General features: G+C 66.6%; 11 protein-coding genes. 3 read left to right on the top strand and 8 right to left on the bottom strand.

The genetic code is table 11. The features are described from left to right. The 4 genes from BMZ97_RS29535 to tesB form a co-directional block, all read right to left on the bottom strand. A partial coding sequence (locus BMZ97_RS29535) for a DNA translocase FtsK (protein ID WP_139221388.1) occupies positions 1-1,583 on the bottom strand: 1,583 nt, incomplete at its 3' end. Positions 1,584-1,775: 192 nt separating this feature from the next. Continuing rightward, a complete protein-coding gene (locus tag BMZ97_RS29540) occupies positions 1,776-3,254 on the bottom strand; it encodes an ammonium transporter (protein WP_092178244.1) in 1,479 nt (492 codons plus the stop codon). A 28-nt stretch (positions 3,255-3,282) separates the two neighbouring features. Then, positions 3,283-3,621, bottom strand: coding sequence for a P-II family nitrogen regulator (locus BMZ97_RS29545; RefSeq protein ID WP_092178245.1), 339 nt, complete (start codon positions 3,619-3,621; stop codon positions 3,283-3,285). A 239-nt stretch (positions 3,622-3,860) separates the two neighbouring features. Next, complete coding sequence (gene tesB, locus BMZ97_RS29550) at positions 3,861-4,727, bottom strand: acyl-CoA thioesterase II (protein ID WP_092178247.1); 867 nt, start codon at positions 4,725-4,727, stop codon at positions 3,861-3,863. Between the two features lie 118 nt (positions 4,728-4,845). Here tesB and BMZ97_RS29555 point away from each other — a divergent pair, with 118 nt between their 5' ends. Together BMZ97_RS29555 and BMZ97_RS29560 are read left to right on the top strand one after the other, a co-directional pair. Next, complete coding sequence (locus BMZ97_RS29555) at positions 4,846-6,096, top strand: ubiquinone biosynthesis hydroxylase (protein WP_092178250.1); 1,251 nt, start codon at positions 4,846-4,848, stop codon at positions 6,094-6,096. Positions 6,097-6,179: 83 nt separating this feature from the next. Then, positions 6,180-6,728 carry a peroxiredoxin gene (locus BMZ97_RS29560; RefSeq protein WP_210188363.1) on the top strand — a complete coding sequence of 183 codons (549 nt, stop codon included), beginning with the start codon at positions 6,180-6,182 and terminating at the stop codon, positions 6,726-6,728. Between the two features lie 141 nt (positions 6,729-6,869). Here the strand turns inward: BMZ97_RS29560 and BMZ97_RS29565 are convergent, their stop codons facing one another. Together BMZ97_RS29565 and BMZ97_RS29570 are read right to left on the bottom strand one after the other, a co-directional pair. Beyond that, positions 6,870-7,073: a Trm112 family protein gene (locus BMZ97_RS29565; protein WP_092178252.1), complete on the bottom strand. Its 204-nt coding sequence runs from the start codon at positions 7,071-7,073 to the stop codon at positions 6,870-6,872. 12 nt (positions 7,074-7,085) lie between these two features. Then, entirely contained in the window at positions 7,086-11,933 is a 4,848-nt protein-coding gene (locus BMZ97_RS29570; protein ID WP_092178254.1) for an NAD-glutamate dehydrogenase, read from the bottom strand. Between the two features lie 220 nt (positions 11,934-12,153). Between BMZ97_RS29570 and BMZ97_RS29575 the strand changes: the two genes are divergently transcribed. Next, on the top strand, positions 12,154-12,702 hold the full coding sequence (locus BMZ97_RS29575) for a peroxidase-related enzyme (RefSeq protein WP_210188364.1): 549 nt from the start codon (positions 12,154-12,156) through the stop codon (positions 12,700-12,702). Positions 12,703-12,807: 105 nt separating this feature from the next. On the opposite strand, the gene BMZ97_RS29580 is transcribed toward BMZ97_RS29575, so the two are convergent. Beyond that, positions 12,808-13,824, bottom strand: a complete 1,017-nt coding sequence (locus BMZ97_RS29580) for a zinc-dependent alcohol dehydrogenase family protein (RefSeq protein ID WP_092178258.1) — start codon at positions 13,822-13,824, stop codon at positions 12,808-12,810. A 3-nt stretch (positions 13,825-13,827) separates the two neighbouring features. Further along, positions 13,828-14,262 carry a cyclophilin-like fold protein gene (locus tag BMZ97_RS29585; RefSeq protein WP_244546672.1) on the bottom strand — a complete coding sequence of 145 codons (435 nt, stop codon included), beginning with the start codon at positions 14,260-14,262 and terminating at the stop codon, positions 13,828-13,830. Between the last annotated feature and the right edge of the window lie 5 nt (positions 14,263-14,267).

Here is a 14,267-nt window from a genome sequence, read left to right on the forward strand (position 1 = left end):
ATGATCAGGCGGCACTCCTCCGGCTTCAGCCGGTAGAGCAGCGACAGGATCATGGTGTTGATCGCCACCGACTTGCCCGAGCCGGTGGTGCCGGCAACGAGCAGATGCGGCATCCGGGCGAGATCGACGATCACCGGCTCGCCGCCGATGGTCTTGCCCAGACCCAAGGCGAGCTTGTGCTTGGAGCTCTCGAAATCCTGGCTCGCCAACAATTCGCGCAGGAAGACGGTCTCGCGCTTGGCATTGGGCAGTTCGATGCCGATGGCGTTCTTGCCCGGGATCACGGCGACGCGGGCTGCGATCGCGCTCATCGAGCGGGCGATGTCGTCGGCCAGCGAAATCACCCGCGACGACTTCGTGCCCGGCGCAGGCTCAAGCTCGTAAAGCGTCACCACAGGGCCGGGACGAACCTGGGTGATCTCGCCGCGCACGCCGAAATCCTCGAGCACGCCCTCGAGCAAGGTGGCATTCTGCTCCAGCGCGTCGGTCGAGATCGCGTTGGCGGGCAGTTTCTTGGGCTCCGACAGATAGGTCAGCGGCGGCAGTTCGAACTTGTCACGGTCGAGCAGCGAGGGCTGGGCCTCGCGCTGCATGCGCTTTCCCGGCTTGGGTGCGACCGCAGGCGCGGTGACGCGCGGTGCGTTGAGATCACGCAGATCCTGTGGTTCGTCGTCGTCCTCGGGCAGGTCGAGCGCAGCGTGCCGAGGCGGGCGCGAAACGGGCAGGGGCTCGGGCGCGAAAGGCGGGGTCGCGGCGCGCGGTGCGGCCTCGCCGAATTGCGGCTCGCGGCGGACGCGGCCGGGCACGGGGGGCGAGGCGGCCGGGCCCGCATTGACCAGTGGCTCGGGCGGCTGCGGCAGGCGGCGCAGGATCATGCCCCTGAGCGACATTGCGCCATGGGCGAGCCAGCCGATCAGGATGACGGCGATGCCGGGTTCGTCGTCGCGACGATCCTCGCTCTCGCTCCAGGATTCGTCCTCATCCTCGTTCTCGGCGATGGGATCCTCATCGGTGACGAAGCCGAAGCCGGCCGCGGCCGTGATCGCAAGGATCGAGATGCCGGCATAGAGGAAGCCGACGAGGCCGCTCAGCGCGTTCCCGGCGATGCCAACGAGGTTGCGGGTGCCAAACAGGAGGCCGTCGCCGATGACGCCGCCCATGCCGGTCGGCAGCGGCCAGCGCGGCGTGGCGGGGAGCGCGCTGGCGACCGCGCCGGTGGCGACGATGCCGACGACCCAGAGGCCGAGCTTGAGCGCACCGCGATCGAACAGATGGAAGCGCACCAGCCGTAGCGCCCAGATCACCGGCGGGAACAGCAGGGCGATGACACCGAGCCCGATCAATTGCATCAGCAGATCGGCGACCATGGCACCGGGGCGGCCGAGCCAGTTCCTGACGGCGCCGCTGGTAGCGTTGTTGATGCTGGGGTCGTCGACCGACCAGGTCGCGAGCGCGATCGCGATCGCCGATGTCAGGGCCAGCAGGCCTAGTCCGACGAGCTCCGCCGCGCGCCGCGACAGGAACTCCCGCACCGGATCGGGCAGGCGGTCCATCAGCGAGGAGGAACGTCGGATCGTACGCATGCTGGTGTCGTGCTTCGGGCTTCCGGCCGCCAGAGTCGGGCCTGTCCGGTCACGTTAGGAAGGTGAGGTTAAGACCCGCTTAACCTTGCACGGGCCGCGGTTCTCGGCTGAGCAAATGCACAGTCGACAACGAAAAACCCCGGCGGTTTCCCGCCGGGGTTGTTTCACGTGAGACGTTGAGGCGAGAGCCGCTCAGTCGTGATAGGCGCGCTCGCCATGCTCGGCGATGTCGAGGCCTTCGCGTTCCTGATCGGGGGCGACGCGCAGGCCGACGATGACGTCGACGATCTTGTAGAGGATCAGCGAGCCGACACCGCTGAACACCAGCGTGAACAGCACTGCCTTGGCCTGGGAGAGGAAGGCATCACCCAGCACATAGGCGCCGACGGCAAGTTCACCGGGCTTCGAGGAGTAGTCCGGGATGCCGACGCCGCCGAGATCGACATTCACCAGGATGCCGGTCGCCAGGGCGCCGATGATGCCGCCGATGCAGTGGATGCCGAAGACGTCGAGCGAGTCGTCATAGCCCAGCGCGTTCTTGACGGTGGAGCAGAAGACGAAGCAGACGACGCCGGCGACAAGGCCCAGGACGATCGAACCCATCGGACCGGCAAAGCCGGCGGCGGGGGTGACCGCAACGAGGCCCGCGACCGCGCCAGAGACCATGCCGAGCATCGAGGGCTTGCCCTTGACGGCCCATTCCACGAAGAGCCAGCCGACGGCCGCCGCCGCCGTGGCGACGAAGGTGTTGATCATGGCGAGCGCGGCGGTGCCGTTGGCTTCCAGGTTGGAGCCGGCGTTGAAGCCGAACCAGCCGACCCAGAGCAGGGCGCCGCCGATCAGCGTCATGGTGAGCGAGTGGGGAGCCATCAGCTCCTTGCCGTAGCCGATGCGCTTGCCGAGCAGCAGGCAGCCGACCAAGCCCGCAATGCCGGCATTGATGTGCACGACAGTGCCGCCGGCGAAGTCGAGCGCGCCCCATTTGAAGAGCATGCCGGCATCGGCGTTGGCGGCGTCGAGCGCGGCCTGGGCCGCAACCTTGCCGTCCGCCCCGGCGCTAGCCAGCGCCTTGGCAGCGTTGCCGACAACGTCGGGACCGCCCCAGTACCAGACCATATGGGCCATCGGGAAATAGATGAAGGTGGCCCAGAGCACGCTGAAGAGCAGCAGCGCCGAGAACTTCATGCGCTCGGCGAAGGCGCCGACGATGAGGGCCGGCGTGATGCAGGCAAAGGTCATCTGGAAGCAGATATAGACATATTCGGGGATGACGACGCCGTTGGAGAAGGTCGCGGCCGTCGAGTTCGGATCGATGCCCTTCAGGAAGGCCTTGGAGAAGCCGCCGACATAGTCGTTCAGGCTGCCGCCATTGGTGAAGGCGAGCGAGTAGCCGTAGAACACCCAGAGCAGGCAGACGATGCAGACGATCGCAAAAACCTGCGTCAGCACGGAGAGCATGTTCTTGCTGCGGACGAGACCGCCATAGAACAGTGCGAGGCCGGGAATGGTCATGAGCAGGACGAGGACCGTCGAGCTCATCATGAAGGCGACGTCGCCCTTGTTGGGAACGGGCGCGGGAGGAGTGGCCGGAGCCTGCGCGAGCGCGGTGCCAGCGGCCGCCGCGAGCGCCAGCCCGACAAGTCCGGCCCGGCTGAGGGTCTTGAAATTCATCGTTGGAAACTCCTGAAGGATCGCTGGCTCAGAGGGCGTCGCCGTCGGTTTCGCCAGTGCGGATGCGCACGGCTTTCTCGATCGACGAAACGAAGATCTTGCCGTCACCGATCTGGCCGGTGCGGGCGGCGGCGGTGATCGCGTCGATCACCTTGCCGACGAGCTCGTCGGACACGGCAACCTCGATCTTGATCTTCGGCAGGAAGCTCACGGCGTATTCGGCACCACGGTAGATTTCCGTGTGGCCCTTCTGGCGGCCATAGCCCTTCACCTCGGTCACGGTCAGGCCGTGCACGCCGATGGCGGTGAGCCCGTCGCGCACCTCCTCCAGCTTGAACGGCTTGATGATAGCCATCACGATCTTCATTGCAGGGTTTCCCCGTTTACGCCGCCCGGAAGTCAGCCCCGGCGATCTTGTTGCGCCTCGCGCACCTGTGAGAGTTTCGGCGCACGTCGGGAACCGACAATTCAAGGCGCGTGCCAACTGCCCTGCGGTCACACCGGGGGTTGAATTCGCGAATCAGCGAACACGCCGGCGACGAGGTCGCTGGCGTTGGTCAATAAATATGCAAATGATGATTTATTGGGCTGATGCTTAGAAAGCGCTCATGCCATGTCCGGCCTCGGGCGGATCAGCCCTTCCTGTGCAACCGAGGCGACCAGCTTGCCGTCCCGGTTGAAGATGAGGCCGCGTGAAAAGCCGCGCGCACCGGAGGTCGAGGGGCTGTCCTGGGCATAGAGCAGCCATTCGTCGGCGCGGAAGGGCCGGTGGAACCAGAGCGCATGGTCGAGGCTGGCGCCTTGGATCTGCTTGTCGAAAACGTTCTTGCCATGCGCGATCAGGCTTGAATCGAGCAGCATCAGGTCCGAGGCATAGGCGAGCACGCTCTGGTGGATCGCCGGTTCGTCGGGCAAGGGCTGCATCGCCTTGATCCAGACGTTGAATTTCGGCTCCATCTTGCCGCCACTGGCATAGCGGGCGAGTTCGACCGGCCTGATCTCGATCGGCCTTTCGCGCTGGTAATAGGCGCGCACGGCGTCGGGCATATGCGGCAGCACGCTGCGCTTCATGGTCTCGCGGTCGGGCAGGTCCTCGGGCATCGGCACGTCGGGCATCGGCATCTGGTGCTCGAAACCCTCCTCCGCGGCATGGAAGGAGGCCGACATGGCGAAGATCGCCTCGCCTTTCTGGATCGCCAGCACGCGCCGCGTGGTGAAGGAGCGGCCGTCGCGCAGCCGGTCGACCTCGTAGACGATCGGGATCTCGGGGTCGCCCGGCAGTAGAAAATAGGCATGCAGCGAGTGCGGCTGGCGATCCTCCACCGTCTTGCAGGCGGCGTAGAGCGCCTGGCCGATCACTTGCCCGCCGAAGACGCGCTGCCAGCCGACCTTGGGGCTGCGACCCCGGAACAGATTGCGCTCGAGCGGCTCAAGGTCGAGAATCGACAGCAGGGAGTCGCTGATCTGTGACATGGTCTGAAGGCTCTTCGGGCGGGCGCGATCGCAGTCTATGCTGCATCAGCACCGACGCATCGCGCGTCGTCAAGCCGGCGCGCCTTCTGTGGAGCCGTCAGGCGAGGAGTGGATTGCAATGGCGTCTGGACTGGGCCTGGCCCGCAACCGGATCGTGATCGCGGGTGGCGGGATCGCCGGATTGTCGCTGTCGCTGGCGCTGAAGCAGGCGCTCGGCGCAGGCTTCGAGATCGTGCTGGCCGATCCGTCGCTGAACCAGGCCCCACGCGCCGACAGCCGCGCCTATGCGGTTGCCGCTGCAGCGCAGAACATGCTGGAGGCGCTCGGAATCTGGCAGCAGGTCGCGGCAACCGCCCAGCCGATGACCGAGATGGTCGTCACCGACAGCCGCAACCCGGATGTGGTGCGCCCGGTCTTCCTGACGTTCGATGGCGAGGTCGAACCCGGCCAGCCCTTCGCTCATATGGTCGAGAATGCAGCTCTGTTGAGCACGCTTCTCGACGCCTGCGGCGCTGCGGGCGTGGTGCTGCGCCCCGAAGCCGTGCGCCGCTTCGAGAGCGAGGACGACAAGGTCGAACTCCGATTCGCTGATGGCGAGCGGCTCCAGGCGGCTTTGCTCGTCGCGGCTGACGGGGCGCGCTCGAAGCTGCGCGAGCAGGCGGGTATTGGCTGGGTCGGCTGGTCCTATCGGCAAACCGGGCTGGTGGCGACGCTGGGTCACGAGCGCCCTCATCACGGCCGCGCCGTCGAGCATTTCCTGCCGTCGGGGCCCTTCGCCATCCTGCCGCTCACCGATGGAGGCCGGCTCGGCCATCGCTCCTCGATCGTCTGGACTGAAGCTGCGGAGAATGTGCCGGCGCTGCTCTCGCTCGACATGGCCGACCTCTTGGCCGAGATCGAGCGGCGTTTTGGGCTGGAACTCGGCGAGATCGCGCTGGAGAGTGCTGTCAGCGCGCATCCGCTCGGCTTCGGCGTGGCGCGGCGCTTCGTCGGGGAGCGGCTGGCCCTGCTCGGCGATGCCGCCCATGTCATCCATCCGATCGCCGGACAAGGGCTCAATCTCGGACTGAAGGATGTCGCGGCCCTGGCCGAAGCGATCGTCGATGCGGCCCGACTCGGGCTCGATCCTGGAGCCGCCGAGGTGCTCGAGGGCTATGAGCGTGCGCGTCGCTTCGACACTGTGGCGATGGGAGCAGTCACGGACGGGCTGAACCGGTTGTTCTCGAACGACGTCACCCCGGTGCGGCTCGCGCGTGATCTGGGCCTGGGCCTGGTCGATCGATTGCCGGGGCTGAAGCGCTTCTTCATTCGCGAGGCGGCGGGGCTTGCCGGCGCGACGCCGCGGCTGTTGCGGGGCGAGGCCCTTTAAGGGCGCATGCCGGACCCGCGGCTTCGAGCCGGGATCCGCGCGGTGTTTCGTCCCGCATCATCCTGTTCCAGAGAGGCCATTCCGTGAATCAAGCCGCCGTCATGCCCGTTCTGGACGATACCCTGTGCCACCGCCTGAAGGGGCTTGCCCTGCCGCCGGTCCGCCTGGCCTCGACGCAAGGCGGCAGCATCGATCTTTCAGCTTTGCCGTCCCCGCGCACGGTTATCTACTGCTATCCCCGCACCAGCGAGCCGGGGCAGCCCTCCCTGGCTGGATGGGATGTGATCCCCGGCGCGAAGGGCTGCACGCCACAGGCCTGCACCTTCCGCGATCACCATGCGGATCTCGCTGCGCTCGGGGCGGCGGTGTTTGGGCTGAGCACGCAGCCGACGGCCTATCAGCAGGACATGGCAGCGCGGCTGCATTTGCCTTTCGCTGTGCTGAGCGATGCGCAATTCGCGCTGACCGAGGCATTGGGCCTGCCGACTTTTGAGGCCGGGGGCATGCGGCTGATCCAGCGCCTGACGCTGGTCTTGCGGGACGGAGCGATTGAAGCGGTGTTTTACCCCGTCAGCCGGCCCGAGCAGAGCGCGGCGCAGGTGGTTGACTGGCTGGAGGACAACCCTCTGTAAGGAACTTCACGCCTGCAACCGGCCGGGGACGACCAGCTTTTAGAGAAATTTCCGATCTGATTGGATCGTTCGACTGCTCGAGATCTTTATTTCAAGGCGTTTTCTTCGCGCGAACCTGTGTCCGATTCGCGCGAAAACGCTCTACCCCTCCAATTGCCGTGCCTCTTCCGGCAGCATGATCGGGATGCCGTCGCGGATCGGGTAGGCGAGCTTGGCGGCGCGGCTGATCAGCTCCTGCTTGGCCGCGTCATATTCGAGCGTCGTCTTGGTCACCGGGCAAACCAGGATCTCAAGCAGCTTCGGGTCGATGCGGGTCGCGGTCGGTTCCGGTCCGGTCTCGGTCATGCGGGGTCTCGTTCAACTGTGCTTGTTGGGCAGGTCGGCAAGCATGCCGGCCGCGACCATCAGCTTTGGCAGGGAGAGGCCCGACATGGCAATGGCCGAAACCGTGCTGCGGGTGCGTTCGGCATCGGCGCCGCGCGTGTCGAGCCAGGCGTCGAGGGTGCCGGCGCCGTTGGCCGCGCCCGCGATCTCCTGGGTCAAGCCGGCATGGGCATCGACCAGGGTCTCGACGGCACGCTCGCGGGCGAGGCGTTCGTAATCGTCGGTCGCGGGCACGGCTGCGGCGGCTCCCTCCAGATTCGACAGGCCGAAGACCGAATCGACTCCGAAATGAATCCGCGCGACCTCGGTGATGTCGCGTCCCGTGCGCTCCGCGATATCGACGATGTCGGTCGCCTGGGCGAGCGCCGGCAGGCTGGCGACCCGGGCGGCGAGCACCTCGGGCACGCCTTCCGACGTCAGCACCGCGATCCGGGCGATGCGGGCCTGGGCGGCGGCCTCCGGCAGCAGGGTCTCGAGCTCGGCCGCGAGCGCGCTTACACCCTTGGCATAGCGCGCCACCGTCTGCTCGATCGCGCCCGGCTTGGCCACGCCACGGCGCAGGAACCAGCTCATCCGGTCGCTCACCAGCTCCTGCGCGGCAGCGTAGAGCCCGAGCTGGGTCTTGCCCGGCACTTTCGCGTCGAGCGCGTCGATCGATGCATTGAGTGCGATCAGATCGAAGGAATCGCGCGCGATCGCATAGGCGGCGGCGATGGCTGGAGCCTCGGCGCGGGTCTGGTCGGCGAGCGTCGTCACGATCGCCGGGCCGCCGCGATTGACGATCGCGTTGGCGAGCTGGGTTGCGACGATCTCGCGGCGCAGCTTGTGGCCAGCGATCTCGGGCGCGTAGCCGTCGCGCAGCGCTTTCGGGAAATAACGGACCAGTTCGCTGTTCAGATAGAGGTCGTCGGGCACCGGAGAGGCCAGAAGCGCGTCGTGCAGAGCGAGCTTGGCATAAGCGAGCAGCACCGAAAGCTCCGGCCGCGTCAGGCCTTCGCCGCGTTTCTCGCGCTCGGCGATGGTTGCGTCGCTCGGCAGATATTCGACGCTGCGGTCGAGACGCCCTTCGGCCTCCAGCGCCTGCATCAGACGTCGCAGGCCCGGCGTCGCCGCCTGTCCCTGCGCTTCGGTGAGGGAGAGCGCCAGTGTCTGCAGATAGTTGTTGCGCAGCACCAGCAGGCCGACCTCGTCGGTCATCTCGGCCAGGAGCGCGTTGCGGTCGTCCTCGGCGAGGCGGCCATCCTTGACCGGCCCGGCGAGCGCGATCTTGATATTGACCTCGACGTCGGAGGTGTTGACGCCGGCCGAATTGTCGATCGCGTCGGTGTTGAGCTTGACGCCCTTGCGCGCCGCCTCGATGCGTCCGCGCTGGGTCGCGCCGAGATTGGCGCCCTCGCCGATGGCGCGCGCCCGGACATCGGCGCCAGTGATGCGGATCGCGTCATTGGCGCGGTCGCCGACCTGCGCGTCGCTCTCGTCGGCGGCGCGGATATAGGTACCGATGCCGCCGAACCAGAGCAGGTCGACCCGCGCCTTCAGGATCGCCGTCATCAATTCGGGCGGCGTGACCTCGGCCTTGGGCAGATCGAGCAGCGCCTGCATCGCCGACGAAAGCGAAATGCTCTTGGCCTGCCGCGAGTAGACGCCGCCGCCGGGCGAGATCAGCGATTTGTCGTAGTCGGCCCAGGAGGAGCGCGGCAGATCGAACAGGCGCTGGCGCTCGGCCAGGGTCTTTGCCGGATCCGGATCGGGATCAAGGAAGATGTCGCGGTGGTCGAAGGCGGCGACCAGCTTGATCGCCGGTGAGAGCAGCATGCCGTTGCCGAAGACGTCGCCCGACATGTCGCCGACGCCCGCGACGGTGAAGGGGGTGGTCTGGATATCGATGTCGATTTCGCGGAAATGGCGTTTCACCGCTTCCCAGGCGCCGCGCGCCGTGATGCCCATCTTCTTGTGGTCGTAGCCTTGGCTGCCGCCTGAGGCGAAGGCGTCGCCGAGCCAGTGGTGCTTCTCCAGTGAGAGCGCATTGGCCGTGTCGGAGAAGGTCGCGGTGCCCTTGTCGGCGGCGACGACGAGATAGGGATCGTCGCCGTCATGGCGCACCGTGTCGGCGGGCGGGATCACGGTCTCGCCGTCGAGATTGTCGGTCAGCTCGAGCAGGGTGCGCACGAAGATGCGGTAGCTCTCGGTGCCCTCCGCCAGCCAGGCCTGCCTGTCCGAGGGAGCGGGAAGCTGCTTGGGCACGAAGCCGCCCTTGGCGCCGACAGGTACGATGACGGCGTTCTTGACCTGCTGCGCCTTGACCAGGCCGAGCACCTCGGTGCGGAAATCCTGCGGTCGGTCGGACCAGCGCAGGCCGCCGCGCGCGACCTTACCGAAGCGCAGATGCACGCCCTCGACGCGTGGCGAATAGACGAAGATCTCGTAGAGCGGGCGCGGCAGTGGCAGCGAATCGAGCTTGGCGCATTCGTATTTGATCGAGATCGTGCCGCGCGGATGCCCGTCCGGGCCGATCTGGAAGAAATTCGTGCGCAGGCCGGCATCGATCAGATTGACGAGGCGGCGCAGGATGCGGTCCTCGTCGAGGCTGGTGACGTCGTTGAGCGCGGTCTCGATGTGTTCGCGCTCGGCGGCGACGCGGGCCTCGCGTTGTTTCGCATCGATGCGTGGGTCGAATTTGGCGAGGAAAAGCGCGACGAGGCCGGAGGCGATGCCGGCATGGCGGGTCAGCGCATCGGCGATGTAGTCCTGCGCATAGGGCGCGCCGACCTGCCGCAGATAGCGCCCGAGCGAACGCAGCAGCGCCGCCTCACGCCAAGCCAGCCCCGCGACCAGGACGAGCTGGTCGAAGCGGTCGGATTCGGCCAGGCCCCGGAACTGCGCCATCAGCGCCGCCTCGATGGTCGGGTCGAGCCGTTCGACGTCGATCGCGCCGTCATCGGCGCGCTCCAGCGTCATGTCGTGCAGCCAGACGGGGGCGGTCTCCGAGCCTTCGCTCGCGGCCGACTGCGGCAGGATGTTGTAGGTGCGCTCGTTGACGACGCGGAAGCCCATATTCTCCAGCACCGGCACGCGGGCGGAGAGGGAGATCGCCGCGCCGCGCGAGAACACCTTGAGATTGGCGCGTGTCGCCGGATCGCCCTCGCGGCGGTAGAGATTGACCGCGCGGCCCCGGTCCGGGGTCAGCTTCTGGAGAATGTCGATGTCGGCAAGCGCATCCTGCGCCTCAAAGCGCTCGCGATAGGCGGCGCCGAATGCTTCGGCATAACGCTCGACCAGTGCCCGGGCGGCGGGTCCTGCCCTCTGCCGGTCGAGCACATCCTTGAGGCCGTCGCCCCAGGTTCGCACGATCGCGCTGATGCCACGTTCGAGCGCGGCGCGATCGACCTTGGGGGTTCTGCCCTCGTCGCGGCCGATGATGTAATGCGTGCGGGCGAGCGGACCTTCCGGATAGGCCGGATAGGCTGCCGAGATGCGGCCTTCATAGATGCGGGCGAGAAATTCGCCGACACGGCGGCGCACGGTCGTGTCGTAACGATCCTTGGGGATGAAGACGAGGATCGAGACGAAGCGATCGAACTCGTCAGCACGGGCCAGCGCCCGGATGCGCGGCCGTTCGGTCAGCTGCAGGATGTCGAGTGCGAAGCTTTCCAGCGTCACGGAGTCGATCTGGAACAGCTCGTCGCGCGGGAAGGCGTCGAGCACGTTCATCAGGGCCCGGCCCGAATAGCTCGCCGGATCGAAGCCGATATTGCGAGCGACGCGGGCGACCTTGAGGCGCAGATAGGGAATCGCGCGGGCGCTGCCGGTATAAGCATTGGAGGTGAGCAGGCCGACGATGCGCAATTCGCCGTCGAGCCGGCCGTCGGAGGTGAAGAGCTTGACCCCGACATAGTCGAGATGGACGCGCCGGTGCACCCGGCTCTTGACGTTGGCCTTGGTGATGATCAGCGCCTGGGGCTTGGCCAGGAAGGCGCGGATTTCGGGGGTGGTCACCACCATTTCGCGGTTCTTGCGCAAGACCCGGACGGAGGGGTCACGCAGAATCCCCAGGCCCGAACCTTCGATCGGGTCGGCGGCGGCATCGCCTCCCGGGAAGCGATAGGCGCGGATGCCGAGCAAGGTGAAATTGTCGCCGGTGATCCATTCGAGGAATTGCAGCGCCTCGCTGACCTCATCCTCCGGCAAGGGCGGCGGATTGGCGCGATAGGCCTGGATCACCTCGGTGATTCGCCCGCGCATCGCCGCCCAATCGTCGACGGCAAGGCCGACATCGGCGTAGACACGGTCGAGCGCGCTGCGCAGGCGCTCGCGCGCCTCGGGCGTGTCGATGCGGTCGAGATGGATATGGATCATGCTCTCTCGGCGGGTGCCTTCCGGCGCGCGGCCGGCGGCTTCGCCGGCAAGCTCGAGGAATTTTCCGTCCGCATCACGCGCGACCGCCAGGATGGGGTGGGCGACGAGGCGCGGCTCGAAACCCTGGTCGGCGAGTTCGGCCAGGGTCGAATCGAGCAGGAAGGGTTTGTTGTCGTTGACGACATCGAGAATCGTCAGCTGGCGCTCGCGGCCCTCGCTGTCGAAACTTTCGTCGCGGAAGCGCAGATTGATCGCTCCGGGCGCGCGGGCTGCGGTCAGATGGTCATAGGCGGCGATGGCGGTGCGGGCGAGCATGGCCGGTGGTAGGGCGTCGAGATCCTCGGCGACGACGCGGCCGAAGAGCAGCCGCACGAATTCGGCGGGGAGAGCGCTACCGCTCTGGGAGGCGGCGGCCTCGATTGCCGCGATGGCCGCAGCCGTCGCATTCGTTACCCGCTTAGCCATGCTTCTCCCCCTGTTCTTTTGCCGCAGCGATGACATAGGCTGCGCGGCCTTTCAACTTTCGCCGCGACTGAGGTCGCGGCAAGGCCAAATCGGACCCTGACTCGACCGATCCTGTCGAAGTCCGGGCAAAAGCGACGTGACAGGAGGAACCATGGCGACCAAGCATGACAAACCGAAGGTGGGCGAGGCTCCGGCGCAGCAGGATTCGCCGCCCGCGGTGATGGCGCTGTCGCTGCCGCCTGGCACGCTTTCGGCCGAGAATCAGGCCTATTTCGACAAATGCCTGGAGAAGCTCAGCTTCGTGCCCAATGTGCTTGTGTCTTATGCCCATGACGACGCCAAGCTGAGCGCCTTTGCGACGTTCTACAACGACCTGATGCTGGCGCCGTCGGGCCTGTCGAAGCTGGAGCGGGAGATGATCGCTGTTGCCGTCTCCAGCGTGAACCGCTGCTATTACTGCCTCACCGCGCATGGCGCGGCGGTGCGCCAGCTTTCAGGCGATCCGGTGCTCGGGGAATTGATGGTGATGAACTACCGAGCGGCCGAACTCTCGGTGCGGCATCGCGCCATGCTCGATTTCGCGGTCAAGCTGACGGAGACGCCGCATCTGATCGGAGAGGCCGATCGCGAGGGCCTGCGCAAGGCGGGCTTCGGTGAGCGCGACATCTGGGATGTCGGCGCGGTCGCGGCCTTCTTCAACATGTCGAACCGGATGGCCTCGGCGGTCGATATGCGGCCCAATGCCGAATATCACGGCCAGTCGCGCTAAGACCACCCTCATCGATTAGGCTGATGGCCGGAGAGCATCGACCGAGATGGGGCCGGGTGCGCGTCGCACCGCCCGGCCCCGCCGGCGGCCTCGGCCGACAAACCCTCACACGCGCAGCAGCGTCTTGATGGCGCGGCGTTCGTCCATGGCGCGATAGCCCTCGGCTACCTCGGCAATGGGCAGTTCGAGATCGAAGACCTTGCCGGGGTCGATCTTGCGTTCCAGCACCATGTCGATCAGGTCGGGAAGGAAGCGACGGACCGGCGCGGGGCCGCCGAGCATCCCGGTCTGCGAGAAGAACAGCGCCTGGCCGTCGAGCTCGACCCCGTGGGGAACGCCGACATAACCGATCATGCCGCCCGGCCGCGTGCACCGGAGCGCCTGCTGCATCGATTCCTGTGAGCCGACGCATTCGAGAACCGAGTCGGCCCCGATGCCCTTCGTCAGATCCTTGATGCGGGCTATGCCGATATCATCGCGCTCCGCGACGATGTCGGTCGCACCGTATTCGAGCGCGAGATCCTGACGGCTCTTGTGGCGACTCATCGCAATGATCCGTTCAGCCCCCATCTGCTTGGCCGCAAGGACGCCCATCAGCCCCACCGCTCCATCGCCGACCACGACGACGGTCGAGCCGGGCTGAACCCGGGCCGCATTCGCGGCGTACCAGCCCGTGCCCAACACGTCCGACGTCGCCAGCAGGCTGGGGATGAGATCATCGGGTGGCATCTCCTCCGTCGCCACCAGCGTGCCGTCCGCCAGCGGCACCCGCGCATAAGGCGCTTGCGCACCCGACATGAACTCGCGCTGCTCGCAGGAGGATTGGAAGCCGAAGCGGCAATGCGGGCAGGTGTTGTCGGAGAGACAGAAGGAGCCGACGACGAACTGACCAGGACGCACGGTTCTCACCGCGCTGCCGACTTCCACGACGACACCGCAATACTCGTGGCCCATATGGGCCGGCCCCTCCATCGGCTGAAGCCCACGATAAGGCCAGAGATCGGAGCCGCAGATGCAGGTCGCGGAGAGTTTGATGATGGCGTCGGTCGGCTTGAGTATCTTGGGTTCCGCTACGTCTTCGAAGCGGACGTCGCCGGGGCCGTGCAGGACAGTAGCCAGCATGGGTCAGTTCCTTTCGTTAGTCAGGAGATGCGAGGCCCGCAGTGGGAAGACGCCGCGTGTGAGCAAAGGTTGCGTGCCCCCGTCTAGGCGGCCGAGCCGGATCAGCCCGCTGGAGTAGCGATAGCCGGCATGGAAGAAGGCGAGGTTGCCCCAGGGGGCGTAGTAGCAAAGGTCGCCGGGCGCCTCGTTGCCGAACCGGCCGCTGCCATCGGTGGTGAGTTTGCGCGGGAGATAGGCGATCTTCTCGTTGGTGGAATAGTCGTCGATCTTGAGATCGAGCGGCAGCATCGATGCGAAGTCGCGGGCCGAGCGGTTGTCCTCAAGCGTGGCCGTGAACTCCCGCCCGTCAAACGCGAACCGGATCTTCATCGGCGGCGTCTCCTGGCCTGTGGCGGAACGGCGTGCGGATCGCGACCATGCGAGTGACGGCACGATCAGGCTCG

It is taken from the genome of Allobosea sp. OK403 (assembly GCF_900113835.1).
In the GTDB taxonomy this organism is placed as follows: domain Bacteria; phylum Pseudomonadota; class Alphaproteobacteria; order Rhizobiales; family Beijerinckiaceae; genus Allobosea.

Excerpts from the sequence above, each read along its gene's own strand:
- BMZ97_RS29540 (WP_092178244.1), bottom strand. The coding sequence starts at position 3,254 with ATGAATTTCAAGACCCTCAGCCGGGCCGGACTTGTCGGGCTGGCGCTC.
- BMZ97_RS29545 (WP_092178245.1), bottom strand. The coding sequence starts at position 3,621 with ATGAAGATCGTGATGGCTATCATCAAGCCGTTCAAGCTGGAGGAGGTG.
- tesB (WP_092178247.1), bottom strand. The coding sequence starts at position 4,727 with ATGTCACAGATCAGCGACTCCCTGCTGTCGATTCTCGACCTTGAGCCG.
- BMZ97_RS29555 (WP_092178250.1), top strand. The coding sequence starts at position 4,846 with ATGGCGTCTGGACTGGGCCTGGCCCGCAACCGGATCGTGATCGCGGGT.
- BMZ97_RS29565 (WP_092178252.1), bottom strand. The coding sequence starts at position 7,073 with ATGACCGAGACCGGACCGGAACCGACCGCGACCCGCATCGACCCGAAG.
- BMZ97_RS29570 (WP_092178254.1), bottom strand. The coding sequence starts at position 11,933 with ATGGCTAAGCGGGTAACGAATGCGACGGCTGCGGCCATCGCGGCAATC.
- BMZ97_RS29575 (WP_210188364.1), top strand. The coding sequence starts at position 12,154 with ATGGCGCTGTCGCTGCCGCCTGGCACGCTTTCGGCCGAGAATCAGGCC.
- BMZ97_RS29580 (WP_092178258.1), bottom strand. The coding sequence starts at position 13,824 with ATGCTGGCTACTGTCCTGCACGGCCCCGGCGACGTCCGCTTCGAAGAC.